Origin of the sequence: Allosphingosinicella sp. (assembly GCF_036387615.1) — a bacterium.
GTDB lineage: Bacteria > Pseudomonadota > Alphaproteobacteria > Sphingomonadales > Sphingomonadaceae > Allosphingosinicella.
This window is the reverse complement of the sequence record NZ_DASVTH010000052.1, coordinates 21,108-46,472: the sequence shown is the minus strand read 5'-3', so window position 1 is coordinate 46,472 and position 25,365 is coordinate 21,108. Positions and strand designations below refer to the sequence as shown.

Genomic DNA, 25,365 nt, shown 5'->3' with positions numbered 1-25,365 from the left:
AGATATCAGCCGACGCTCTTCATCGGTGCGATGACCTGGGCGGCGAAGCGGTCCATTTCTTCCGCTTGCGGGCTCATCTGGAGGAGGAGCAGGTCAAGGCCGGCTTCCTCATATTCGGCGATGCGCTCCTGAAGCTGTTCGGGCGTGCCGACCAGATTGGGGCGCAGGCCGCGATTGCTTACCGAATATTCCTGGAGCTTGAGTTCGCGCTCCAACTGGGTTCCGGACAGCCATTGGTCGAAATTGTCGAAGCCCTTTGGCGGCTGCGGCGGAAGGGCGGTGATGCGCTCGAGCTCGCGCTTGGCTTCGGTCTCGCTGTCGCGGACGATTGCGAAGGCGGCCATGCCGAACTGCATCGGCCCGCCGGCGACCTTGGCGCGGCGCTCCTCCATGTCGGCGATCTTGGGCGCGATCGCCTCGACCGGATCGCCGTGCATGACATAGGCGTCGCATTGCGTGGCGATCATCGTCTTTGCCGCGTCGCTCTCGCCGCCGGCATAGATGGTCGGGCGCGGCTTTGAAGCCGGCTTGGGCTCGCAGATTGCTTCGGTGAGGTGATAGCGGCCGCCTTCGAAGCTGAAATGCTTCTCGGTCCACAGGCCGTCGACCACCGTCAGCCATTCGCGGGTGCGGGCGTAGCGGTCGTCATGCTCGTCGAACTGCAGGCCATATTGCTTCGCCTCGTCGGCCCACCAGGAGGAAACGACGTTGAGCGCAAGCCGGCCGCCGGAGATGTTGTCTATGTTCGCGGCTTGCTTCGCGAACAGGGCCGGGTGGTGGAAGTTGGGGCGGACGGCGACCATCAGCTCGATGCTGGACGTGACCGCCGCGAGCGCGGCGGCGGTGGACCAGGCGTCGAGCGCGGGCTCCTCGACGCCCTTGATGTCGTTGAGGTTGAGCTCGGCGATCAGGGTAAGGTCCCAGCCGGTCTCCTCGCTGCGCTGGGTGAGGTGCTTTACATAGTTCCAGCTCGCCTCCATCCCCTCGTCGGGGATGTTGCGGAGCCAGCCGCCGAAGACGGGCATCCAGTAGCCAAACCTCATGCTGCTTCCTTTCTGCCGATCGCGGACACGATGTCATCGACAAGCCGCTCGTGCGGGTCCCAGCCGAGCACGTCCAGCGGATTGGCGACGAAATTGGACAGGGCGTTGATGTCGTAAAAGCGCGGCGTGCCGTCGCGATCGTCGATCAGCAGTTCGACGCCGCCGACATCCATTCCGACCGCCTGCGCAATTCGCTCGGCAGCTTCTACGATGTCCGGAGCGGGAGTGACGGCGGTCATGCGGGTGGCGGCGCGGCCGGGGGCGGCGAGGCAGGCGTCGGCGGGGCAGAGATCGAAACTTTCGCCGCCGGTTTCGACTTCGATGGCGTAGAGGAACTTGCCGGCGAGCGTCTCGATGCGGGTGATGACGCCGCCACGCGCGGGGGCATACTCCTGGACCAGGAGGACCTTGTCGATGCTGTTCGGCGTGGTGCCTTGGCGCACCGAGGCGGCGAGTTCGTCCTCGCTCGAGTAGCGGACGATGCCCGCGCCCGAGCCGCCGATATTCGCTTTGACGAGCAGCGGATACGTCATGGTTCGCGCGGCGGCGAGCAGATCGTCCGGGCGATGGACGACGCGAGTCTCCGGCACCGCGTAGCCGAGGCCGGTGATGAGTGAGAGCTGCCGCGCCTTGGAGGTGTCGATGGCGAGGACGTCCGCGCCGTTCAGCACGCGCGCGCCGCGGGCGGCCCAGTGGGCGAGCAGGCTCTGCGCGTAGAAGATGCCGTGATCGCTCTCGCGCAGGAAGCTCGACATGGCGACGCGGCTGAGGATGACGGGGGCCGGGACGCCGTGCGACGCAGGATCGAAATTGTGGTCCGAGAGCCGGATGGCCTCGAACGCGATCCCCCTCCGCTCCAGCGCCGCAAACAACGGCTCGAACCATTTGGGATGCTCGTACAGCACCGCCAGATCGGATTGCATCGATAGCCCTTGATCTGCTGCCCGGGCGGGCGGGGAGGGCGTCATCTGTGAGCGGCGGTCGCGAAAATCAACTTCGGCAACCGGCTTCGGATCGGCTAAGCATGGGGCGGCGCGAAACTGTCACGACGTTGTTCTAGCCTGCCCGCCACAACGAGGATTTCTGACCAGATGAGCCGTGTCTTCGAGAAGCGTTATGCTTTGTCCCGCCGTGCGTTGCTTCGTTCGGTCGGAGGGCTCGGCGCCTTGACGGCGATGCCGCTGCTCAGCCACGAGGCGTTCGCGCAGCCCGTCTTTCGCGTCTATCCGTTCCAGCTTGGCGTGGCGGCGGGCGATCCGCAGCCGGACGGCTTCGTGATCTGGACGCGGCTCGCACCCGAACCGCTCGACCTGGGCTACGGCATGCCGAGCGAGCCGGTCGAGGTGAAGTGGGAAGTCGCGGCCGACGCCGGTTTCCGGACGGTCGCGCGGAGCGGGACGGCGGTGGCGCGGCCCGAGCTCGGCCACAGCGTGCATGTCGAAGTGGCGGGCCTGGAGCCGGCCCGGCCTTATTGGTATCGGTTCACCGCGGGCAAGGAGCGCAGCCTGTACGGGCGGGCGCGCACGACGCCGCTGGCCGGGACCGATCTGCAGCGGGTCCGCTTCGGCGTGGCCGGGTGCCAGCATTACGAGCAGGGCTACTTCACCGCTTATCGCAAGCTCGCTGCCGAGCCCGACCTCGATTTCGTCTTCTGCTACGGCGACTATATCTACGAATATCGCGGCGAGCGGCTGGCCAATGGCGGGACCGGACCGATCGAGACGATCCGCCAGCATAATGAAGGCGAGATCTACAGCCTCGACGATTACCGGCGTCGCTATGCCCAGTACAAGATGGACGCGGACCTGCAGGCGGCGCACGCGGCCGCGGCCTGGTTCACCACCTGGGACGATCACGAAATCGACAACAACTGGGTCGGCGACATCGATCAGGACGGTACGCCGGCGGAGGTGTTTCGCCTGAGGCGGCAGGCGGCGGCGCAGGCGTATTTCGAGAACATGCCTCTGAGGGCGCGCTCCTTCCCCATCGGGCCGTCGGTGCAGCTTTACCGGCGGGCGAGCTACGGGCGATTGCTGGACCTCAACCTGCTCGACACGCGCCAGTACCGGACCGACCAGCCCTGCGGCGACGAGTGGGCCGCCACCTGCGCCGGCGTCGCCGCGCGCGAAGCGCAGGTGCTTGGCGCGGCCCAGGAGAAGTGGCTGCTGGACAGCCTGTCGGGTTCGCGAGCGCGCTGGAAGGTGCTGGCTCAGCAGATCATGATGATGGACCTGGATCGCGCGCCGGGCAAGGCGGTCGGTTACAATCTCGACAGCTGGGCGGGCTACGCTCAACCGCGCGATCGGCTCCTGCGGCAGATTCGGGATCGCAGGATTGAGAATGCGATCGTCATCACCGGAGACGAACATCAGAATTTTGCGGGCGAGCTGCATCTGACGGGCGCAACCCCCGGTCCTCGGCCGATCGCGAGCGAGTTCGTGGTGACGTCGATCAGTTCGGGCGGGAACGGCCAGGATCAGCGCCCGGACATGATCGAGATCCAGCGCGCAAATCCGCAGCTCAAGTTCAACAATGCGCAGCGCGGCTACATGATCTGCGATGTCACGCCGGAGCGGTGGGAGAGCGAGTTCAAGGTGCTGGACAAGGTCAGCGACCGGGAAGGCGCGTTGAGCACGCGGACCAAGCTGGCGGTGGCGGCGGACGATGCAAGGGTGGTGAGCGCCTAAGGATCCTCCCCGGGACGGGGAGGGGGACCAGCCGAAAGCTGGTGGAGGGGGGCTCGCCGGCATTGTTTGCCTGACGAGCCTCCTCCGTCAGCCCTGCGGGCTGCCACCTCCCCGTCCCGGGGAGGATCAACTTGGCGTCAGCGCCGCGTCCTTCAATCCGCGCCAGATGCGGATGGCTTGTATCGTCTCCGGCACGTCGTGGACCCGTAGCAGCTGAACACCCTGGTCGGTGCCCTTCAGTGCCAGGGCGAGGGAGCCGGGGAGGCGCTGGTCTGCGGGGGCTTCTCCGGCGAGCGCGCCGATCATGCGCTTGCGGCTGGCGCCGAGCATGATCGGGCAGCCAAGGCCGTGGAGCATGGCGAGGCCGTTCAGCAGCTGGAGGTTGTGCGCGATCGTCTTGCCGAAGCCGATGCCCGGATCGACGATGATGCGCGAGCGATCGATGCCGGCCGCAACCGCGGCTTCGATGCGGGCTTCGAGCCAGTCATAGACCTCCAACAGGACGGGCCGGTCGTAGCGCGGCGATTGCTGCATCGTTTCGGGCGGGCCCTGGTGGTGCATCAGCACGACCGGGCAATTTGCTCGTGCGATCGTCGCCGGCGCGCGATCGTCGTAGGTGAGTGCGGAAACGTCGTTGACGATCGTCGCGCCGGCCCCGAGCGCGGCGTCCATGACCGCCGCCTTGCGCGTGTCGACCGACACCGCGGTGCCGGAGCGAGCAAGCTGTTGAACGACGGGCAGGATGCGCTCGATCTCGTCGCCCTCCCAGACCGGCTTGGCGCCGGGGCGGGTGGATTCGCCGCCGACATCGACGATCGCTGCGCCTGCCGTCGACATGGCGTGGCCGGCTTCGGCAGCGGCCGCCGGGTCCTCGTGCCGGCCACCGTCCGAAAAGCTGTCCGGAGTGACGTTGAGGATGCCGACGACCTGGGGCTGGTCGAGCCGGATGGTGCGCTCGCCTGCCTCGAGCGGCGGACGGGGGCTGGTCAGGCGGGCCCAGATATCGGCGAGTTCCGGCGCAGGCTCAAAGCGCTCGACCGGGATCAGTTCGGCGGAGACGGTGCGAGCGTCCTCGGTCCTGATCAGCTCGACGGCGGAGAACCACAGCAGCCCGCCGGCAAGGCGGGCGAGCTTGCCGTCATGGCCGAACGGCGCGTCGACGAAGCCGGTGGGGCGAAGATAGGTGCGAAGCATGCGCCGCGTGTAACGTGATTCCGGGCTGAGTATAATCTCCCTCTCCCCAGGGGAGAGGGCTCAGATGGGGCTCAGCCTGGGCGAAGCTGGGAGGGTTAGACGGCGCGCTGGGCTTCGCGCGTGCTCCGTACCTTCGTCGCGCCGCGGGCAAGGAAGCCGCAGCGCGGGCAGCGATAGCCGAAGAATGCGGGATGGATGCCCCAGGGCCGGGCCGTCGAACACTCGGCCGGGGCTGAATTCTGGAACTGCTGCACGCCTACACCTCGAAACTGATCTGGATCAGCGCGTCGAACGAGCGCCGGGCGTGCCGGTTGCAGCGAATACGCACCCGTTCCGACCGGGCGATCTCAGCCGAGGGCGGCGAGGTACTTCTGCCGGAGGTCGTCGAGTGCGACGAGGCCCCCGCCTTGCTCGACGTGCCAGAAGGTCCAGCCGTTGCACGAGGGAGCGCCCTGCGCCGCCGCGCCGATCTGGTGGATGCTGCCCAGCTTGCCGGCATGTTCGATGGACGCGTCGGCGCCGACGCGGGCCTGCCAGCGGCGTTTGGTGTCGGTCAGCATCGCGCCGGGCTCGATCATGCCGGTTTCGACGAGGACCCCGAACGCGACCTTCGGCGCGGTCTTCTTGGAAGCCATAGTGCGCATTGCGCTTTCGTCGAGCGGCAGTGTGGCGGCGATGCGCTCGCGTGCGACTTTCACATATTTCTTCTCGCGCTCGATGCCGATCCACTGCCGGCCCAGGCGACGGGCGACGGCGCCGGTGGTGCCGGTGCCGAAAAAGGGGTCGAGGACCACGTCGCCCGGATTGGTGCAGGCGAGGAGGACGCGGTAGAGCAGGGCTTCGGGCTTCTGGGTCGGGTGCGCCTTGACCCCGTCCGTCTTGACCCGCTCGCCCCCTGAGCAGATCGGGATTACCCAATCGGAGCGCATCTGGAGCTCGTCGTTGAGCGCCTTCATCGCGCGATAATTGAACGTGTAGCGGCTATCCTCTGAGCGCGACGCCCAGATCAGCGTCTCGTGCGCGTTGGTGAAGCGGGTGCCGCGGAAGTTCGGCATCGGGTTCGACTTGCGCCAGACGATGTCGTTCAGGATCCAGTAGCCGAGATCCTGGAGCGCGGCGCCGCAGCGGAAGATGTTGTGGTAGGACCCGATCACCCACAGTGTGCCGTTGGGCTTCAGGACGCGGCGAGCTTCCTTCAGCCAGGCGCGGGTGAAGCGGTCATAGGCCTCGAACGTGTCGAACTTGTCCCAATCGTCGTCAACCGCGTCGACCCGCCCGCCCTCGGGCCGGAACAGGTCTCCGCCGAGCTGGAGATTGTAGGGCGGATCGGCGAAAACCATGTCGACGCTCGCGTCCGGCAAAGCGGCCATGGCGGCGATGCAATCGCTCTCCAGGATGCGCCCGACGGGTAAGTCAAGCCGTGTTTCCTTCGGCTTGACGCGCAGCGCAGCCGTTCCAACCCGTCCCATGACGCTCATGCAGTCTTTGCCCCCAATCGACCCCTTGGACAGGCAGGGTGAGTCAGGGCCGCGTCGCGGTCAAGCGGAACAGTTCACACGCGGTGTTAAGAGAGGTTAATATTGTGCTGCCAGCGGCAGCTGAGCACAAGATGTAGTGCGAACAGCGCGAGAACCCTCTCAACGCGTGGTGGTGTGACTCGAAAGACTCAACCGACTCCTTTGCGGTGAGTTGAGCGACGGCGGGGCGGGAGCAGGGGCGGAGTCTGTTACGTGTGGTTAGCCGACGTTGGCTCCATCGATGCACTGCGCTACCTGAACGGGCATGGACGACCAGATTATCCCTTGGTTCCCGTTGCCAGACCTGCCCCAGACACCCTGCGGTATCGAAGCGGAGGGCGCACCCGAGGAGGTGACGGTGAGGGCAGTTTACTCGTTTTACGAAGGAGACCGCGACCTGTTAATTGGGTTCGAGGCCGAGGTTTATGGCTTTTTCAGTGAGATTGCTGCACCGCCAGCAACGGCCGCTGATGATTACCCGAGGCTCAAGCACCCGGTTTATTCCAGATACATTTGGCCTCTGATGGAAGTTACCAACTCGACTTGGCTGGCATCCTATCGCGGCAGGCTCTGGGTACCTGATGCGACCTATTGGCACTTCCGCATCGTTTCAGATGACGGCACGTTCGATGCGCTGACGTTTCAGAGACCATTCGCGCGTTGGGAGCCTGCACGAGATTGCGCCCAGCGTCCGTTTAGGATCGATAGCTGAGGTAGCCGAATCAGCTGGGCGGCCTCGTATCTGGCCGGACCTACTCCGCGGCTTCGCTGAGGAGGTCGGGCAGGTGCTCGCGGACACCTGCAAAGCTGCGGCGGTGGAGGGGTGTCACGCCGAGCCGGGCGATGGCGCGGCGGTGGTCGGGGGTGGGATAGCCCTTGTTCCGGGACCAGCCGTAGCCGGGGTAGCGGGCGCAATATTCGGCCATGAGCCGGTCGCGCGTTACTTTGGCGATGATGGAGGCGGCGGCGATCGAGCGGCAGCGGGCGTCGCCATTGACGATCGCCTTCGACGGGCGCGACCAGCGCGGGCAGGCGTTGCCGTCGACCAGGATCCAGGCGGGCTCGAAGCCGAGCGCCTCGACGGCGCGGGTCATGGCGAGCATGCGAGCCCAGTAGATGTTGAGGACTTCGATCTCCTCGACGCTGGCGATGCCGACGCCGATCCGGGCCTGGTCCTGGAGGCGCCGGTAGAGCGATTCGCGCTCCTTGACCGGCACCACCTTCGAATCGTCGAGCCCGCGCGGGAAGCGGTTGCGGTCCAGCACAACGGCGGCTGCGACGACAGGGCCTGCGAGCGGCGCGCACCCGGCCTCGTCGACGCCGGCGAGGGGCTCGGGAAAGTCACGTTCGATCTTGAAACAGGGGCGGGGCATGGGCTGGAGCTTATTAACCATTTGGGCGCGCCGCCAGTGAAAAGCCGATGTCAGTTGCGGCTGCAACGGGATAGGACTCGCATCGTCACCCCGGACAGGGTTCCCGTCAAAGCGGTACTTTGACGGGGTCCCTTGATCCGGGGTTCCCCTTTTTTCAGGCGTCTGGAAAGAAGGTGGATGCCGGATCAAGTCCGGCATGACGAGACAGGGACCGAATCCGGGCGTGCTCGAGCCAAGCTGAGATATATTTCGTCGGCCCGGACTTGATCCGGGCCAGGGCTGCTGTTTTGACGAAGCGACGTAGAGACGGTTAGCCCTGCCCCGGATCAAGTCCGGGGCGACGATGTTTTTCGCTTCAAGATGAGCGATCATGCTACAAGCCGGAGTTTCAGCATGCGTTTGTATTTGTCGCTTCCTCTCCTGCTCCTCGCAGGCCCAGCTTCGGCCCAGCCGCCGCGGCAGCAATCGCCGGCGCCGCGGGACGTGCTGGCGGCGGTCGGGTCCGGAAACACGGACGCGGCGCTGGCGCAGGCGATCGCGGAGGCCGGGGCACATCCGTTGGGGACGTTGGCCAATCCGGTGCGGGTGGCCGGGCCGGAGGGCGAGCGGGCATATCTCGCGCGGCTGCGCTGCTCGGACGGGCGCGCGCCGACGATCGGGACGCGTTCGGCGGCCGGGGTGGGCGCCTATGGATCGCTGGTCGACGCCTACGCGCTGGATTGCGGGCCGGCGGCGCCGGGCAAGGTGAGCCTGGTGATGGATCGCTATCACGAGGAAAATCAGGAGGCGCGTGCGCCGGCGGGGTTTCGGATCGGGCGGTGAGATGTCTCAGGCTTGATCAGGATCAAACTGACCCGCTCATCCTGAGGAGCCGCTGAGCCTGTCGAAGCGGCGTCTCGAAGGACCGTTGCGTGCTTCGAGACGGGCCTTCAGCAAGCTCAGTCCCTCCTCAGCATGAGCGGAGAAGCGGCTGCTCAGTCGCCGCCGCCGCCGCCATCCCCGCCGCCGTCACTGCTGCCGCTGTCCGAGCTGTCGCTGGAGCTGCTGTCGTGGCTGCTGTCCCAATGGTCGCGGACTTCGTCCAACTCGCTGGTCGCGATGAAGCCGCCGTCGGCATAAGTGAAGCTGCCGTCCGAATGGCGGGCGTAGCTCTTGCCGCGATAGCTGAAGTTCTTCGGACGGCGGCTGTTCCAGATCAGAAAGCCGACAAGGGCCGCGCCGCCGCCAACGATCAACCACATCATTCTTCTCCCCCATTGAACAGACCAAGAGCGTCTACTTCCTCGCGCTGCAGGTCCAACCCGAACAGCTCGTGCAGCAACTCACGATATTGGGCCGGTCCGGCGACCTCCACGGTCTGGCTCTCGCCAGCGTGGCTCAACGTCAGCTGGCGATCGACCAGGGATGCATAGCCGTCGGGCAGGGCGCGCGAGACGATGCGCAGCCGCGTGAAGCGGGTGTCGGGGCGCGAAGCGGTCCAGTGGTTCGCCGCCTCCAGATCGGACGGCCAGATCCGTTCCGTCGTGAAGCTGTACTGTCGCTCCCAGCCCTCGCCCGCGTCGCGCTGGAGCATCCAGCCATGCTCGCGGTCGCGGACCAGGCGATGGCGGGCGCCGTCGGGGCTGTGGCTGATCTCGTCCGCGACGAGCGGCATCGGCGGGGCGTAGCTGCCTCCGAAACCGGCGTCCGCGATGTGGTGGATCCCGTCGAGAGTGACCAGATTCAGGGTGTGGCTGCGCGGCGGCACCGGATCGCGCGGGTCGGTGCGCAGCCAAACGCGGGCAAGGAGCGGACGCGCTTCGAAGCCCAGGGCATGCAGCATCCCGAGAAGCAGCGCGTTCTGTTCGAAGCAATAGCCGCCGCGCCGGCGGGTCACGAGCTTGTCGAACAGATGCTCCGGATCGAGCCGGATGCCGCGGCCGAGCGGGATGTCGAGATTCTCGAAAGCGATCGCCAGGCGGTGGGCGCGCTGGACTTGCGCAAGGGCGCCGAGGCTGCTCGTCACCCCGCCTGCGCCGATGCGGGTGAAGTAAGCGCGCAACTGTTCGTCGGAATAAGGCATCAGGCTCACTGGTCGCCGAACTCAGGGGCAAGATCAACGTTGTTCAGGTCATGCCCAAGTTTCTAAAGCGGATCGGCACGGCGCTGCTGTTCGCAGTCATCGCGCTATGCCTCGCCCCCACCCTGATCCCGCCGTTTCTGGACCGGATCTATCATCGGGGGCCGGTCAGCGATCATTTCGACGGCGAGCGGTTCTACAATCCGGGTTTTCGCGGCGACAATCATGGCGGGCCGGCGAACTTCGCCAGTCGCTGGTTCTCCGGGGGCAGGGCGGAATGGCCGAAGCGGGTGGCGGTTGAGCCGGGCAAGCCGGCGAGGCCGGGGCCGGGCGAGATGTGGGCGACGTGGATCGGGCATTCGACCGTGCTGGTGCAGGCGGGCGGGCTCAACATCCTCACCGACCCGATCTGGTCGGAGCGGGCCTCGCCCTTCCAGTGGATCGGGCCGCAGCGGGCGCGGGCACCGGGGATCAGGTTCGAGGACCTGCCCAAGATCGACCTCGTTCTGATCAGCCACAATCATTATGACCACATGGACCTGCCGACGCTGAAGCGGCTGTGGCAGCGGGACCGGCCGGTTATCGTGACCAGCTTGGGCAACGACACCATCCTGCGCAACGAGGGCGTGCAATCGCGGGCGCTCGACTGGGGTGGGCGGGTCGCCGCGCGGCCGGGGCTCGAGGTGACGGTGCTGCGCAATCACCACTGGGGCTCGCGCTGGGCGCGGGACCGCAACCGGGCGCTGTGGTCGGCCTTTTCGGTGCGGACGCCGACCGGCGCTTTCTTCTACGCGGGCGATACCGGCTGGGGCGACGGTTCGTGGGTGCGCGAGGCGGCCGGGGCGGGGCCGTACCGGCTCGCGATCATCCCGATCGGCGCCTATGAGCCGCGCGACTTCATGAAGACGAACCACATCGATCCGGAGGAGGCGGTGCGGATTCACCAGGCGGTGCGGCCGGCGCTGTCGCTGGGCGTGCACTGGGGCACGTTCCAGCTGACCTTCGAGGGGATCGACGATCCCCCGCGACGGCTCCAGCGAGAGTTGCGGGCGCGCTGGGTGCCGGTGGAGCGGTTCGTGGCGACAGAGGTCGGCAGGCCGGTGCGGGTGCCGTAAACGCCCCGTCACCCCGGACTTGATCCGGGGTCCACCTCATTGGGCCGTGTGGCGAGAAGAAGGTGGATGCCGGATCAAGTCCGGCATGACGAAATGGCTGCTGTCAAGTCGCGGTGCACTCGCCGGTGCGGCGGCCGGTGGTCTTGGCCTTGATGTTCATGACCATGCCGCCGGGCAGGCCAGTGGTCTTCATGTCCATGTCGAGATCGTAGCGGGTCGAGCCGTAGGCGCCGGACATGATCATCACCACTTTGCCCGGCGTCTGGCCGCCCTGGCAGGTCATGGTCCCGGTCATGCGGCCGCTTTCCATCGACCAGTCCTGATAGGTGCACTGGTTGTTCTGCTGGGCGGCGAGGAAGTTGGCGCTGGGCTTGGCCGCCTGCTCTGGGGTGATGCAGTTGCTGACTGTGGTCTTCTTACCAACCATCTGCTTCAGCACATCGCCTGGTACATTGGGCGCGTTCACCGACAGGATTTCGTTGGTCGCTTCCCACTGGCCGGGCTCGATCTCCATGTCCTTGAGCTCCTCGGCGACCTGCTCGGCGGTCATGTCGCCCTTGGGCTGCTCGCTGCTGCTGTTGCAGGCGACGAGGCCGACCAGGGCGGCGGCGATGAACAGGCTACGCATGAAACGGGTCTCCTTCAGTCGTCGGCGGTCGAAGCACCGGGCTTGAGCAGTTCGAGCACGGCCAGTGTCATCGCCTCCGTGCCGAGCCGTACGGAGGGCTCCGGATCGATCTTGAACAATGGCGAGTGGTGCGAGGGGACGGGCGGGCCGCCGGCCTGGGCGGCCTCCAGCGCGGATCGCGGCGTACCCCCGACCGCGAAGTAATAGCCGGGCACGCCATGCTCCGCCGCGACGAAATAGGCGAAGTCCTCCGCTCCCATCGAGGTCTGCTCCCACGGCATGATCGCCGCAGCGCCGAGCCCGCGGGCCAGGGCCGCGTTGAGCCGGCGGGCGAGCGCCGTGTCGTTGATGGTGGTCGGGGTTCCTTCGGAGACGCGGACCTGGGGGAGCTTGTCGTCGGGCAGGCCGTTGGCGCGGCCGATCCCTTCCGCGACGCGCTTGATGGCGGCGATCAACTGGGCCCGGGTTTCCTCGTCATTGGCGCGGACGGTGACCTGGAGGTCGGCGCGGTCGGAGATGATGTTGTGCTTGGATCCCGCATGAAAGGCGCCGACCGTGATCACGCCTGGGCGCAGAGGCGCTCGCTCTCGGCTGATGATGCCCTGCAGCGCCTGGACGATCTGCGCGCCGATATAGACCGGGTCCTTGCCGGTGTGAGGCGCCGCGCCATGGGCGCCGACGCCGAGCACGGTGATGTCGACGCTGTCGGCCGAGCTGTATTGGATATCTTCCGACGCGCTCACCATCCCGGTCGACAGGTTGGAAGCGACGTGAAAGGCGAGCGCGTAATCCGGCTTGGGAAAGCGCGTGTAGAGCCCGTCGGCGATCATCGCCTTGGCTCCCCCGACGCGCTCCTCGGCGGGCTGGACGACGAACACCAATGTGCCTTTCCAGCGCTCCTTCATTGCCGCCAGCCGCCGGGCCGTGCCGACCATCGAGGTGATGTGCACGTCATGGCCGCAGGCGTGCATGACCGGCGATTCCACGCCATCGACGCCGGTCTGCTTGACGTTGGCCGCGTAGGGTAGCCCGCTTTTCTCCTGCAGGGGCAAGCCGTCCATGTCGGCGCGGACAAGGACCGTTGGCCCCGCACCGTTCTTCAGAACCCCCACTACGCCGGTGCCGCCGACGCGTTCGGTGACGGCCATGCCCGGAACTGCCCGAAGTTGCTTCGCCATGATCCCGGCGGTGCGGGTTTCCTGGAAGCTGAGCTCGGGATTTCGATGGAAATCCTCGAAAAGAGCACGGAGCGACTTGTCATAGTCGGCCTTAACGGCGGCCGCGAAATCGGGCGCGGCGAGCGCGGGTGATGCGGCGAGCACAGCTGCGAGACGCAGAAGGTGGCGTTTGCGCATCGGGAGGTTTCCTTGTGCTTTGGGACGGAGGCGATGCGGCGCGCCGAGCTCGCTCAGCCGGCCTTGACGGGCGCGGCGGCGCATTCGCCCGTGCGGCGGGCAGTGAGGTTGGATGTGATGCCGACATCGCCCTCGCCCGGGAGAAACGTCGAGAGGCTCTGGTTGGCCTGGATCGTGTCGGCCGTGTAGCTGCCGTCCACGCTCATCCGGACCTCGCCGTTCAAGCCCTTGCGCGTGCAGGTGAGCGATGTGCTGAGCGTGCCGCCGGACATATACATGTTGCTGCTGGTGCATTTGTAGGCGTCGCTGCCGGCGAGCAGGACGGGCGGCGGGTTCTTGACGTCGGCCTGAGTGACGCAGGCGCTCGCGATGCTCTTGGTGCCTGCCGGCGTGTCGATGGCGGGCTTGGCCGCCTTGTCCTGCTGGGTGAGCTTGGTGACCTCGACGACCGTTTCCCATTGACCCGGTGTGAGCTGAACGTTCTTGGATGCGGCAGCCTTCTGCTTGTCTGCCTCGCCCGCGCCTCCGTCCGAACAGGCGGCGGCGAGCAGGAGCGTGGCAATGGCAAGTTTCCTCATGTGATCGCCCCTTCTTCCATGTGGGCGGGACGCTAGCGGTAAGCCGGGCGGAAGACCATATGGAAGCCATGGCGATTGCGATCAGAACCGGCCTCCAGGAACCCGAAACCGGCGCGGACTTCGTGCCGCACCGCCCCAAGCGGCCGGAGAAGGCGGAAGGCGGCAAGGCCTTCCGGATCGTCTCCGACTATGAGCCGTCGGGCGACCAGCCGGGCGCGATCGCGGAGCTGGTGGAGCAGGTGGAGGCGGGCGAGCAGACGCAGGTGCTGCTCGGCGTCACCGGATCGGGCAAGACCTTCACCATGGCCAAGCTGATCGAAGCGGTGCAGCGGCCGGCCTTGGTGCTCGCGCCCAACAAGATCCTCGCCGCGCAGCTTTATGGCGAGTTCAAGAGCTTCTTTCCGGACAATGCGGTCGAGTTCTTCGTCAGCTATTACGATTACTACCAGCCCGAAGCCTATGTGCCGCGGTCCGATACGTACATCGAGAAGGAATCCTCGGTGAACGAGGGCATCGACCGGATGCGGCACAGCGCCACCCGGTCGCTGCTCGAGCGCGACGACGTGATCATCGTCGCGTCGGTATCGTGCATCTACGGCATCGGCTCGGTCGAAACCTACTCGGCGATGGTGTTCAGCCTCAAGAAGGGCGAGACGCAGGACCAGCGCGAGATCATCCGCAAGCTGGTCGCGCTGCAATATAAGCGCAACGATGCCGGCTTCGCGCGCGGCAATTTCCGGGTGCGGGGCGACAATCTCGAGGTGTTCCCGAGCCACTATGAAGACACGGCTTGGCGGATCAACTTCTTCGGCGACGAGATCGAGGAGATCGTCGAGTTCGATCCGCTGACCGGCAAGAAGGTCGCGTCGCTGGACACGATCAAGGTCTATGCGAACTCGCACTATGTGACGCCGGGGCCGACGCTGAAGCAGGCGACGGAAGCGATCCGGCATGAGCTTTCCGAGCGGCTCAAGGAGCTGGTTGCGGAGGGCAAGCTGCTTGAAGCGCAGCGGCTGGAGCAGCGTACCAATTTCGACCTCGAGATGATCGCGGCCACGGGGAGCTGCAACGGGATCGAGAATTACTCGCGCTTCCTGACCGGGCGTCTGCCGGGGGAGCCGCCGCCGACCTTGTTCGAATATCTCCCCGAGAACGCGCTGCTATTTATCGACGAGAGCCACCAGACGGTACCTCAGATCGGGGCGATGGCGCGGGGCGATCATCGGCGGAAGATCACGCTCGCGGAATACGGCTTCCGGTTGCCGAGCTGCATCGACAATCGGCCGCTGCGCTTCAACGAATGGGACGCGATGCGCCCGCAATCGGTGGCGGTGTCGGCGACGCCCGGCACCTGGGAGATGGAGCAGACCGGCGGCGTGTTCTCGGAACAGGTGATCCGCCCGACCGGGCTGATCGACCCGCCGGTCGAGATCAAGCCGGTCGAGGACCAGGTTGACGACCTCATTCACGAGGCCAAGATCACCGCCGCGAAGGGCTATCGCACGCTCGTCACCACGCTCACCAAGCGGATGGCCGAGGACCTGACCGAGTTCCTGCACGAGGCGGGGCTGCGGGTGCGGTACATGCATTCGGACGTCGAGACCTTGGAGCGGATCGAGCTGATCCGGGACTTGCGGCTCGGCGTCTATGATGTGCTGGTGGGAATCAACCTGCTGCGCGAGGGGCTCGACATTCCGGAATGCGGGCTGGTCGCGATTCTGGACGCGGACAAGGAAGGCTTCCTGCGCTCGGAGACTTCGCTGATCCAGACGATCGGGCGCGCGGCGCGCAACGTGGAAGGGCGCGTGATCCTTTATGCCGACCGGGTGACCGGATCGATGGAGCGGGCGCTGAGGGAAACCGACCGGCGGCGCGAGAAGCAGGAGGAGTATAACCGAGCGAACGGCATCACGCCGACCACGATCAAGCGCAACATCGCCGATATCATCGCGCACGTGAGCAGCCGCGACGGCGTGCTGATCGATACTGGCGACGAGGACCGGCCGCACATGGTCGGCCATAATCTGCGCGCATATATCGAGGATCTCGAGAAGCGCATGCGCGCGGCGGCCGCGGACCTGGAGTTCGAGGAAGCAGGCCGCTTGCGCGACGAGATCCGCAAGCTGGAGGCGGACGAGCTCGGCATTCCCGATCACGAGAAGAAGGCGCCGGTCCGCGGCAACGCGACGGAGGGCAAGCCGGGCACGCGCAAGACGCGGTACGGCAAGCAGCAACAGATCAGGGCGGGCAAGCGCGCGGGCGGTAGGCGCTAAGCGGGAGGGCACGTCGCTGATCCGGGGCCCGTGTCCTGTCGTGGTGCCGATCTTCGGCCTGTAAAGAAGAGTCCGATTGTTTGCGCATCAACCGAAGTAAACGGCATGCCGTTGCTTGCTGCAAATAGTTGTCGGGAAAGGCAGATTCGTTCTCGACTTTCACCAAGAAAGTCTTAAGAAGCTTGGCCTGTGGCCGAAATAGGGCGAGTCCCGCTGATGGCCAGATTGTAAGCGCTTGGGTCGCGCTGCCCGTGGGGGGTGGTCCAGACCATAGATTTCTCGATCGTGCTTCGGCGCGATGCGGTGCCGTTGCGGGCGTGAGGGGCGAATGGGGATCGGGGTGGACTTGAGCTACGGCTCATCGGGCGAGAGGCCCTGCACCTTCCCAACCTTCAGCCGCGCGCCGACGGCCGCAGCGCGCCATCGTAATCACCACGACTAATTCGCGAACAGGTTCAAATTCATCTTCGGAGGGGATTTTCAGATGACCACACTCACAGTTGGCGCCGGCCGCACATATGCAACCATCCAAGCAGCGGTGGATGCGGCGGGATCGATCCTCGGCCCAGTCACCATCATCGTCGGCGACGGTAACTACACTGAGAGCGTGATCATTAATCGTGGCGATCTTACCCTTGTTTCGGAGAACGGCCGTGGGGTTACGACCATCACGGGTGTTCAGGGTGCCGCGCTTGGGGCGATCGAGATCGATCCGGGCGTCAACAACGTGCGGATCGGCGATGCCGGCAAGGGCTTCACGATCATCGGGCTGAACGGCAACGGCCCGGTCGAGAATGCCGCGATCTGGCTGCAGGGCGCGCATGACGGGCTGGTGATCGAAGGCAACGACATCCGGGCGAACGGGGATGGCGGTCTTTCGTCGGAATTCAATCAGGCAATCACCAACAGCGTCATCAAAGGCAACATCTTCAGCGGCCAGACTTTTGTCGGCCCGAACCCCGGGGGCGAAGGCTTCGCCACACAATTCGACGTCGGCAATAACGTCCCGCGCCAGCTTGCCTTGATCCAAGCCGGCAACAATGTGACTTTCACGGGCAATCAGGTGACCGGCACCGCGGGCGGCATCAGCTCCGACACCGGCAAACCCCAGGGCAACACCCTGGTCACTATCGACAGCGCGGACAGCGTAGTCAGCGATAACGTCTTCAGCGGCTTCACCGATCGCTTCGGCTATGCATTGCGAGTGCGCGGTCCGAGCACCGACGTTACCGGCAACGTGCTCGACGAGAGCGGCGCCGGCCAGAGCCGCGGCATCCAGGTCCAGGATCAGGGCGTTCCGGGCACCTATTCCGGAAACGTGTACACCGGCGGCGACGGCGTCGACGTGGTCTTCTCGACGACGCCCGGCAATGACACCCTGACGCTTGGCGGCAGTGACGACACGGCAGCGGGCAATGGCGGCAACGATTCGATCGATGGCGGCAGCGGCAACGACACGGCGGTTTATGTGGGCCCGCGCTCGGGCTACAGCTTCGTCGCGACCACCGACGCGAGTGGACGCGTGACGGGATTCAGCTCCGTCACCGACGCCAACACCGCCAATGGCGATGAGGGTACCGACACGCTGACCAGCATAGAGGCGCTTCGCTTCAGCGATGTGACGCTGAACCCGGCTCAGAAAGTGCAGCTGTTCGACCAGAATGGCGCTCTCGTCGGCACGTTCGACAAGATCCAGCCGGCGATCGACGCGGCTCAGAGCGGCTACACCGTTCGGGCCGCCGCCGGCGAATATGCCGAGAACCTGGTGATCACCACCAACGGCATCACGCTGGTCGGAGCGCCGGGCCGGGCTTCCACCATCCGGCCGGGATCGAGCGATGCGACCGACGGGAACCTGATCACGGTGCGCGCTGACGGTGTCACCATCAAGGGGTTCACGCTTGACGGCGCCAACAGCGCGCTCGACGCCGGCTCCAACGGCGTTGTGCTGCCCGACGGCGTCGAGAGCCACACGGCCCGAATCGTCTCCAACTACAAGGATTCGCTGGGCGGCGGCTTTGCGACCGACAACCTCACCATTAGCGACAACGCGATCATGCACGGCCAGCGCTTCGGCGTGGTCTTCGCCAACCAGGGAGCGAGCCGGTCCGGCGGCAACCTGGTCGAGAATAACGACTTCTCGGGGATGGCTGGGATCGCGACCAGCGGCAGCTACCGCATCGGCGTGCTGCTCTCGACGGAAGGCTATGCCGACATCAAGAACAACCGCATGGTCGATCTTGGCGAAGGCATCCAGGCGTCCACGCTCGGCCAGGGCGATCCCAACGGCACTCCGCTGGAGATTTCCGGCAACGTGATCAGCGCGCAGCGCGGCATCATGATCAACAATATCTACACCAGCGACTCGGATGTGATCGTCAAGAACAACGTCCTGACCTTCGGCGCAACGATCGCGGGCAGCAACCAAATCGGCATCCGTGTCTGGTCGGTGTACAATGGCGGCTCGGCCGTATTCGAGAACAACGACATCAGCGGCTTCGTGTACGGCTTCCGGACATCGAACAACCTTGAAGAGATACGCATCACCGGCGGCACGCTCTCGGGCAACGGGATCGGCGTGGAGCTGTGGGAAAATTACCCGTTCGGCTTGTCCGGCCCCGAGTTTGGATCGGAGAATCGCGTGCTGCTGCAAGGTGTCACGATCACCGGCTCCACCGTCGCCAACACCCGGATCGACGACAGCGACACAGGCAAAGGCGGCGTTAACCAAATCATGAAGCTGGTCTTCGACGGCGCCAATCCGCCGGTGCTGGGCGACGCGCCGGTCGATGTGCTGCTGGTCGGTGACACGGCTTCGTTCGTGGCCAACGGTTTCGACGGCGATCTCGTCATTCGAGGCGACGGTGCAGCCAATGAGGCGACCGGCGGCGACGGCAACGACGATCTCGACGGCGGCGCTGGCGGCGACACCGTCCGTGGCGGCAGCGGCAACGATACCATTCGCGTTTCCAGCGGCATCGACTTCGTCTTTGGTGACGCAGGCAGCGACACGTTGATCGTCGATTACAGCGCTTCCACTTCCGGGGTCTTCGTGGACGAAACGCGACTGGTCTTCGGTGCCGACCCAGATGGCGGCGGCACGCAGGGCGAGTTCAGCAATGGCGTCGACACCAGCGTCGATTTCCGCTCGATCGAGACGTTCGACGTGACCACCGGTGGCGGCGCGGATGTGATCCGCGTCGGTGCGGGCAACGACCGCGTCAGCTTGGGTGGCGGCAATGATACGGTGACCGGCGGCGCGGGTAACGACACGTTGGATGGTGGCGCCGACAACGACACCGCAATCTTCAGCGGCGCGCGCTCCGGCTACTCATTGACGCGCGGCAGTGATGCCAATGGCGACTTCATCACCGTTACGGATACCGATTCGAGCAACGGCAATGACGGCACCGATACGCTGCGCAACTTCGAGACGCTCCAGTTCGCCGGCGAGGACCTCCCGGCCGCGCAGGCAGCTCCGGTCGCCGTCGATGACAAGGGCGAGACCAATGAGGACACAGCGATCACCTTCACCTCCGCGCAGCTGACCGGCAACGATACCGACGCCAACGGCGATCCGCTCACCGTCACGAGCGTTACGCCCGTCAGCGGCGGCACCGTCGTCAATAACGGCGACGGTACTTTCACCTTCACCCCCGCGGCCGACTTCAACGGCGATGCAGTGTTCGAGTACCTGGTCTCAGACGGTCAGGGCGGCACCGACACGGGCAGCGTCACGGTCGCCGTGGCGCCGGTCAACGACCTGCCCGTCCCGGTCGCCGACACGGCGTCGACGGACGAGGACACGGCGGTCAGCAAGGACGTGATCGCCAACGACACCGATGTCGACAATCCCAACAGCGACCTCAAGATCGCGCGGGCGAACATTCGCGGCGGGCAGGAAGGGCTGGGCTCGATCGAGATCGGCGCCGATGGCCGCACGATCACCTTCACGCCGAGTTCCGCGCTCGACAGCCTCGACGATGGGGAGACGGCGACGATCCTGGTCGATTATCGCGTGACCGACCTGTCGGGCGTGGAATCGGCGACGTTCGAGACGCTCACGATCACCGTGAACGGCACGAACGACGCGCCGGTGACCGCGAACGATGTCGGCGCAACGACCGAGGACGCACCCGTCATGGTGGACGTGATCGCCAACGATACGGACGTGGACGATCTGAACAGCCAGCTGACCATCAGCCAGGCCAACATCCGTAGCGGCCAGGGTGCCAATGTCGGCGCGATCGTTATCAGCCCCGACGGGCGTTCGATCACCTTCACGCCGGGCTCCGACCTCGACAGCCTCGGCGCGGGCGTGACCCGCGAGATCCTGATTGACTATCGCGCGACCGACGGGGCGGCTGAGTCCGATCCCTTCTCGACGCTGGTCGTAACCGTCACCGGCGAGAATGACGCGCCGGTGGCCAACGACGACACGCTCACCGCGGTCGCCGAAGACAGCGGCCCGCGCGTGATTGCCGCGGCCGAGCTGGTTACCAACGACACCGATATTGACGTGGGCGACACTTTGGTCGTGTCGGCGGTTGGCAATGCGGTCGGCGGAACGGCCGTGCGAAACGATGACGGTACGGTGACCTTCACCCCGGCGAACAACTTCAACGGCCCGGCCTCGTTCGAATATACGGTGAGCGACGGCAAGGGCGGGACGGACACCGGCAAGGCGAGCTTCACCGTTACCGCGGTCAACGACCTGCCGGTGCCGGTTACGGACTCGGCTACGACGGGCGAGGACGCCTCTGTTACGGTCGACGTGATCACCAACGATACGGATGTGGACAATCCGAACAGCGATCTTCGGATCGCACGGGCCAACATTCGGGACGGGCAGGGCGCCGGGGTCGGAACGATCTCGATCGGCGCCGATGGCCGGACGATCACCTTCACGCCGGGATCGGACCTCGACGCCCTTCAGGTCGGTGAATCCCGGAACATCCTGATCGATTATCGGGTGACCGACTTGTCGGGAACGGAGTCGGCGACCTTCGAGACGCTGACGGTTCTCGTGAACGGCTCCAACGATGCGCCGGTGGCGGTGGGCGATGTCGACGGCGAGATCGTCGAGGACATGGACGAGGTCGCGACGGGCAACGTGCTCGCCAACGATACGGACGTCGAGGGCGATACGCTGGTCGTTTCCGGGGTCCGCGCGGGATCGAGTGGCGGTTCAAACCAAGCGCCGGGGACGACGGTGCAGGGGCAGTTCGGGACGCTCGTGCTCAATGCGGACGGGAGCTACACCTATACTGCGAACAGCGAGCTGCTCGACACGCTGGACGGGAACCGCCAGGACGTATTCACCTATCGGATCAGCGACGGCATGGGCGGAAGCGACGAGGCGACGCTGGCCATCGTCATCAACGAGCGCGGGGATAACCGCACGACCAACGGAACGACGGGTCATGACACGATCATCGGCGACAAGGGTCCGCCGGACGGCGCCGGTCCCGGCACCGACGATACGATCAATGGCGGCAGCGGCAACGACCGGCTTGAAGGACGCGACGGTGCCGACACGCTCAACGGCCAATCCGGCAGTGACACGCTGATCGGCGGGAACGGGCGCGATCGGCTGTTCGGCGAGAGCGGCACGGACACGCTCGAGGGCGGCGCCGGTGACGATTTCCTTGATGGCGGCACCGGAAACGATCGGATGACGGGTGGAAGCGGAAGGGACGACTTCTTCTTCAAGACGGGTAACGGCCGGGATACGATCACCGACTTCATGGTGGGCGAGGACCAACTGGTCCTAGAGGGACTGACCATCCGCAGCCGCGCCAGCCGCGACGTCAATGGCGACGGGGTTCAGGATCTGGTGCTCACATTCAGCGCGGGCGGCGGCGACGTCACCCTGCTCAATCTCGGTGGCGCGAATGCCCCCACGGACGAGCAGTTGACTGCGGAGAACGGGAATACGCCTCAGCCGCAACCGGCGGCAGCTGCGACCTCCTTTGCACAGGGTTCGTTCGCGCCGATGAACGACTTCCTGTTCTGATCGGATCGGAGCAGTCGCTCTGCCTCTTCCGGCTCACTCGACCCTCTCCCCACCTGGGGAAGAGGGTTGAGCTTTGTTGATAGAGCCGAGTTGCGCCCTGAGGATGCCGCGCGCGGACTGGCCCGCGCGCAAAGAAAACCCCGGCCTCTTAGGGAGGCCGGGGCAGGGTCACCGCTGGGGTCGGGGGGGAGTTTCCGCGGCGCGTGAATTCGGGTGAGGCTTACTGCGCGTTGGTCGCGCTGTTGGCGGTTGCGTTGCCTTCGCCGCTCGCGGCGGTGTTGGCGACGCCGTTTTCCGTGACCTGGTTGCCGAGCGCGTTCTCGGTCTGGAGCGCGTTCAGCTGGTTGTCGAGCGTGTCGCCGGCACCGGCCGCGGCATTCTCGTCGGGGGGCAGGGTGATGTTGTCGGCGCCTGCCGTGGCGGCCGCATTGTCCGCGCCCGCCTGATTGTCGCCGCCGCCGCCGCAGGCTGCGAGCGCGAGCAGGGTGGAGGCCGCCAGCGCCGTCGAAAACCTGTTCATTGCGTTCCCCTGTTCGTGTTCCGGATGCGCAACATTGCAGGCGCGGCGCGGCGTTTCAACGCTGATCCGCGCAGCTGGGCAAGTTTGGTGAAAGCGGGGCGAAGTGAGCGCCGGGCGCGCAAGTTTCTATCTGCCGACTGCGTTGTGCGAAGAAGAACTTTCCCTTTACCTGATCGCACGCTGCTTAGATGAGGTGGATATTGCTCACGCGGGAGATTCGGCTGGGGTAATTGCGCCGGGTGGGTTTCCGCCTTCGCGGGATGAGGGGAACTGGTGAAGGAGTGCGGAGATGGACGCGATCGACCGGAAGATCCTGGCGATCCTGCAGGAGGATGCGTCGTTGCCGGTGGCCGAAGTGGCGGCGCGGGTGAACCTGTCGCAGACGCCGTGCTGGCGGCGCATCCAGCGGATGGAGGCGAGCGGGGTGATCCAGCGGCGGGTCGCGCTGCTCGATCCGGACAAGATCGGGTGCGGCGTTTCCGTGTTCGTGGCGATCGAGGCGGGCGACCATAGCCCGGAATGGCTCGAGCGGTTCGCAGGCGCGGTGCAATCGATGGCGGAAGTGATGGAAGTGCACCGCACAACCGGGGACTTCGATTATCTGCTGCGGGTCGCGGTCGCGGACATGCCGGCTTATGACGCTTTCTACCTGCGGCTGATCGCGGCGGTGCCGATCCGAAAGGTGACGTCGCGCTTCTCCGTGGAGAGGGTAAAATGGACGACGGCTTTTCCGCTTAACCAGAAAGGTAAAGCACCTTGACAGCGTGACGCTGTTCTGGTACTCAGAGGTTATTCTGGAAAATTGCGATCGTGGCGCGGCTGCTCGGGGGAGCGGCCGTGAACGCGCTGTCGTGCGCCTGGGGAGGGGCAAATCGCGGGAGGGGAACTGAAGAACGGCAATCAGGCCGGCGCGGAGAAGCCGAGGCGCGCGAGGCGGAAGCCTCGTAAATGGACAGCGAGGCGGACCGAAAACTTCGTCTCCACGCTCGAGGAAACCAGCAACGTCAGCGCGGCCATTCGGGCGTGCGGGATGAGCCGGGATGCGGTGTACGACAGGCGAAAGGCCGATGGGGAGTTCAGGCGGCGGTGGGAGCAGGCTCTGCTCGGCGCCTATGACGCGCTGGAGGCGCGCGCGCTCGACGAATCGCTCAACGGGCGAAGGGTCAAGATCCGCTACCAGGGCAAGGTGGTGGACGAGGAGGTGCAGTTCGACACGCGCACCGCGCTGACTCTGCTTCGCATGCACCGCGAGACGGCCGAGCGCGTGCGGGCGCAGGGCGAGGCGACGCCGACGGATCGCGCGGGGCTGATACGCGAGCTGCGCGAGCGATTGCTGCGGATCGAGGCGCGGATGCTTGGGCTGCCGGAGCCCGGCACCGATGGCGAGGCTGGGTGCTGAGGCGAGATCGGTGGAAAAGGACACAGGCCGAGGAGCGCCGGCATCGTTCATCCAGCATCTCGCGCGCAGCAAAAAGCTCGACGCTCTGCTCGACACGCTGAGCGAGGCCGACGCGCGGCTGCTGCTGAACGAATGGGACTATTGGGTGCAGGACGCGCAGCGCGCGCCGGGCGGCGCGTGGCGGGTGTGGCTGCTGATGGCGGGGCGGGGCTTCGGTAAGACGCGGATCGGCGCGGAGTGGGTGCGACGCCAGGCCGCGCTGCACGGGACGGCGCGGATCGCGCTGGTCGGCGCGACCATGGCGGAAGCACGGGCGGTGATGGTCGAAGGAGAAAGCGGCCTGCTGACGATATCGCGAGGCCAGCCCGATGAGCCGCGCTGGGAGCCGAGCCTCAACCGGCTGCGCTGGCCGAGCGGGGCGTGCGCGGCGCTATACTCGGCGGCGGAGCCGGACGGGCTGCGGGGGCCGCAGCACAGCCACGCCTGGGCCGACGAGATCGGCAAGTGGGGCCTGGACATGGCGGCCTGGGACAATCTCCAGTTCGGCCTCAGGCTCGGCCTGTTCCCGCGCGTGGTGGCGAGCACGACGCCGAAGCCGGTGCCGCTGCTGAAGCGGCTGATCGGCGAGGCGGGAGTGATCGTGACGAGGGGGCGCAGCCGGGACAATCGCGCACATGTTTCCGCGCAGTTCATGGCGGCGGTCACCGACCTTTATGGCGGCACGCGGCTCGGGCGGCAGGAGTTGGACGGTGAACTCATCGAGGAGCTGGCCGAGCCGATGTGGCCGCGCGACCTGATCGAGGCATGCCGGGCGGAGCTGCCGGAGCGGCAGGCGCTCGGGCCGGTGGTGATCGGGGTCGATCCGCCGGCGGGGCGGACGGGCAATGCCTGCGGCATTGTCGCGGTGGCGAAGGGCCCGTGCGGGCGCGGCTATGTGCTGGCCGATCACAGCGTCGCGGGCGCGGGCCCTGAGGGCTGGGCGGCGGCGGTGGCCGGCGCGGCGGCGGCGCATGGAGCGGCCCTGGTGGTTGCGGAGGCCAATCAGGGCGGGGCGATGGTGGAAAGCGTGCTGAGGGCCTGCGACCGTGCGCTGCCGCTGAGGCTGGTCCACGCCAAAGTCGGCAAGGGCGCGCGGGCGGGGCCGGTGGCGGCGCTGTTCCGATCCGGCAAGGCTCTGCTGGGCGGGCGCTTTCCGGAGCTGGAGGACGAGCTTGCCGGGTTCAGCTTGAGCGAGAGCTGGACCGGAGCGGGTTCGCCGGACCGGGCGGACGCGATGGTGTGGGCGCTGACCGAGCCGATGCTGGGGCGGCGGGGAGAGCCGTCGATCCGGGTGCTTTGAGCGTCGCGCGGCGGAATGGCTACGGGCAGGGCGTGAATCGTGGTAATGCCGCGCGATGAGATTGATTCACCGAGCGCCGATGCCGAAAGGGTCGCACTTCATCGTGCGGATCATGGCCCGGTATGCCACGCCGAAGAAAAGCCGTCCGCCCTCCAGGCGGGGCGAGCCGGAGGGCGAGCCGGTCGAGCCATCCAAGCCGAATCTGCTCTCGGGCGGGGCGGCGGCCGAGCTGGAATTCGACGACTAGAGCGTCCCTCGGCAATGTCGAT

21 protein-coding genes are annotated in these 25,365 nt (G+C 66.1%); 10 read left to right on the top strand and 11 right to left on the bottom strand.

Annotation, left to right across the window (positions count from 1 at the left end):
• Positions 1-5: 5 nt before the first annotated feature.
• Positions 6-1,043, bottom strand: coding sequence for an LLM class flavin-dependent oxidoreductase (locus tag VF631_RS10810; protein ID WP_431850313.1), 1,038 nt, complete (start codon positions 1,041-1,043; stop codon positions 6-8).
• Positions 1,040-1,966: an ATP-grasp domain-containing protein gene (locus VF631_RS10805; protein ID WP_431850312.1), complete on the bottom strand. Its 927-nt coding sequence runs from the start codon at positions 1,964-1,966 to the stop codon at positions 1,040-1,042. The genes VF631_RS10810 and VF631_RS10805 overlap by 4 nt, the downstream gene beginning before the upstream one ends.
• A gap of 168 nt (positions 1,967-2,134) precedes the next feature.
• On the opposite strand from VF631_RS10805, the gene VF631_RS10800 reads away from it, so the two are divergent.
• On the top strand, positions 2,135-3,730 hold the full coding sequence (locus VF631_RS10800) for an alkaline phosphatase D family protein (protein ID WP_431850311.1): 1,596 nt from the start codon (positions 2,135-2,137) through the stop codon (positions 3,728-3,730).
• Positions 3,731-3,856: 126 nt separating this feature from the next.
• Here the strand turns inward: VF631_RS10800 and folP are convergent, their stop codons facing one another.
• A complete protein-coding gene (gene folP, locus VF631_RS10795; RefSeq protein ID WP_431850310.1) occupies positions 3,857-4,924 on the bottom strand; it encodes a dihydropteroate synthase in 1,068 nt (355 codons plus the stop codon).
• Between the two features lie 347 nt (positions 4,925-5,271).
• Complete coding sequence (locus VF631_RS10790; RefSeq protein ID WP_431850309.1) at positions 5,272-6,402, bottom strand: site-specific DNA-methyltransferase; 1,131 nt, start codon at positions 6,400-6,402, stop codon at positions 5,272-5,274.
• Between the two features lie 304 nt (positions 6,403-6,706).
• Here VF631_RS10790 and VF631_RS10785 point away from each other — a divergent pair, with 304 nt between their 5' ends.
• Positions 6,707-7,153, top strand: coding sequence for a hypothetical protein (locus tag VF631_RS10785; RefSeq protein WP_431850308.1), 447 nt, complete (start codon positions 6,707-6,709; stop codon positions 7,151-7,153).
• Positions 7,154-7,193: 40 nt separating this feature from the next.
• Here VF631_RS10785 and VF631_RS10780 read toward each other — a convergent pair whose 3' ends face one another.
• Positions 7,194-7,814 carry a ribonuclease HII gene (locus tag VF631_RS10780; RefSeq protein WP_431850307.1) on the bottom strand — a complete coding sequence of 207 codons (621 nt, stop codon included), beginning with the start codon at positions 7,812-7,814 and terminating at the stop codon, positions 7,194-7,196.
• 393 nt (positions 7,815-8,207) lie between these two features.
• On the opposite strand from VF631_RS10780, the gene VF631_RS10775 reads away from it, so the two are divergent.
• Complete coding sequence (locus tag VF631_RS10775; RefSeq protein ID WP_431850306.1) at positions 8,208-8,636, top strand: hypothetical protein; 429 nt, start codon at positions 8,208-8,210, stop codon at positions 8,634-8,636.
• 152 nt (positions 8,637-8,788) lie between these two features.
• Here the strand turns inward: VF631_RS10775 and VF631_RS10770 are convergent, their stop codons facing one another.
• Together VF631_RS10770 and VF631_RS10765 are read right to left on the bottom strand one after the other, a co-directional pair.
• Positions 8,789-9,058: a hypothetical protein gene (locus VF631_RS10770; RefSeq protein WP_431850305.1), complete on the bottom strand. Its 270-nt coding sequence runs from the start codon at positions 9,056-9,058 to the stop codon at positions 8,789-8,791.
• Complete coding sequence (locus VF631_RS10765) at positions 9,055-9,876, bottom strand: arylamine N-acetyltransferase family protein (protein ID WP_431850304.1); 822 nt, start codon at positions 9,874-9,876, stop codon at positions 9,055-9,057. The genes VF631_RS10770 and VF631_RS10765 overlap by 4 nt, the downstream gene beginning before the upstream one ends.
• Before the next feature lie 50 nt (positions 9,877-9,926).
• Between VF631_RS10765 and VF631_RS10760 the strand changes: the two genes are divergently transcribed.
• Positions 9,927-10,988, top strand: a complete 1,062-nt coding sequence (locus VF631_RS10760) for an MBL fold metallo-hydrolase (RefSeq protein ID WP_431850303.1) — start codon at positions 9,927-9,929, stop codon at positions 10,986-10,988.
• Between the two features lie 103 nt (positions 10,989-11,091).
• Here VF631_RS10760 and VF631_RS10755 read toward each other — a convergent pair whose 3' ends face one another.
• The 3 genes from VF631_RS10755 to VF631_RS10745 are packed head-to-tail and all read right to left on the bottom strand — an operon-like array spanning position 11,092 to position 13,549.
• Positions 11,092-11,616 carry a DUF3617 domain-containing protein gene (locus VF631_RS10755; protein WP_431850302.1) on the bottom strand — a complete coding sequence of 175 codons (525 nt, stop codon included), beginning with the start codon at positions 11,614-11,616 and terminating at the stop codon, positions 11,092-11,094.
• A 14-nt stretch (positions 11,617-11,630) separates the two neighbouring features.
• The gene (locus tag VF631_RS10750; protein ID WP_431850301.1) at positions 11,631-12,971 is read right to left on the bottom strand and encodes an amidohydrolase; all 1,341 of its coding nucleotides are present in this window, start codon (positions 12,969-12,971) and stop codon (positions 11,631-11,633) included.
• Positions 12,972-13,024: 53 nt separating this feature from the next.
• Positions 13,025-13,549: a DUF3617 domain-containing protein gene (locus tag VF631_RS10745; RefSeq protein WP_431850300.1), complete on the bottom strand. Its 525-nt coding sequence runs from the start codon at positions 13,547-13,549 to the stop codon at positions 13,025-13,027.
• Positions 13,550-13,617: 68 nt separating this feature from the next.
• On the opposite strand from VF631_RS10745, the gene uvrB reads away from it, so the two are divergent.
• Positions 13,618-15,822, top strand: a complete 2,205-nt coding sequence (uvrB, locus tag VF631_RS10740; protein WP_431850299.1) for an excinuclease ABC subunit UvrB — start codon at positions 13,618-13,620, stop codon at positions 15,820-15,822.
• A gap of 484 nt (positions 15,823-16,306) precedes the next feature.
• Positions 16,307-21,838, top strand: coding sequence for a beta strand repeat-containing protein (locus VF631_RS10735; protein ID WP_431850298.1), 5,532 nt, complete (start codon positions 16,307-16,309; stop codon positions 21,836-21,838).
• A 220-nt stretch (positions 21,839-22,058) separates the two neighbouring features.
• On the opposite strand, the gene VF631_RS10730 is transcribed toward VF631_RS10735, so the two are convergent.
• A complete protein-coding gene (locus tag VF631_RS10730; protein ID WP_431850297.1) occupies positions 22,059-22,358 on the bottom strand; it encodes a hypothetical protein in 300 nt (99 codons plus the stop codon).
• Positions 22,359-22,647: 289 nt separating this feature from the next.
• Here VF631_RS10730 and VF631_RS10725 point away from each other — a divergent pair, with 289 nt between their 5' ends.
• The 4 genes from VF631_RS10725 to VF631_RS10710 all read left to right on the top strand — a co-directional run bounded on the left by VF631_RS10725 (position 22,648) and on the right by VF631_RS10710 (position 25,343).
• Positions 22,648-23,118, top strand: a complete 471-nt coding sequence (locus tag VF631_RS10725; protein WP_431850296.1) for an Lrp/AsnC family transcriptional regulator — start codon at positions 22,648-22,650, stop codon at positions 23,116-23,118.
• A 270-nt stretch (positions 23,119-23,388) separates the two neighbouring features.
• The gene (locus VF631_RS10720) at positions 23,389-23,757 is read left to right on the top strand and encodes a hypothetical protein (protein WP_431850295.1); all 369 of its coding nucleotides are present in this window, start codon (positions 23,389-23,391) and stop codon (positions 23,755-23,757) included.
• Positions 23,758-23,806: 49 nt separating this feature from the next.
• Entirely contained in the window at positions 23,807-25,096 is a 1,290-nt protein-coding gene (locus tag VF631_RS10715) for a DNA-packaging protein (RefSeq protein WP_431850365.1), read from the top strand.
• A 79-nt stretch (positions 25,097-25,175) separates the two neighbouring features.
• Positions 25,176-25,343, top strand: coding sequence for a hypothetical protein (locus tag VF631_RS10710; protein ID WP_431850294.1), 168 nt, complete (start codon positions 25,176-25,178; stop codon positions 25,341-25,343).
• The last annotated feature ends 22 nt before the right edge of the window (positions 25,344-25,365 follow it).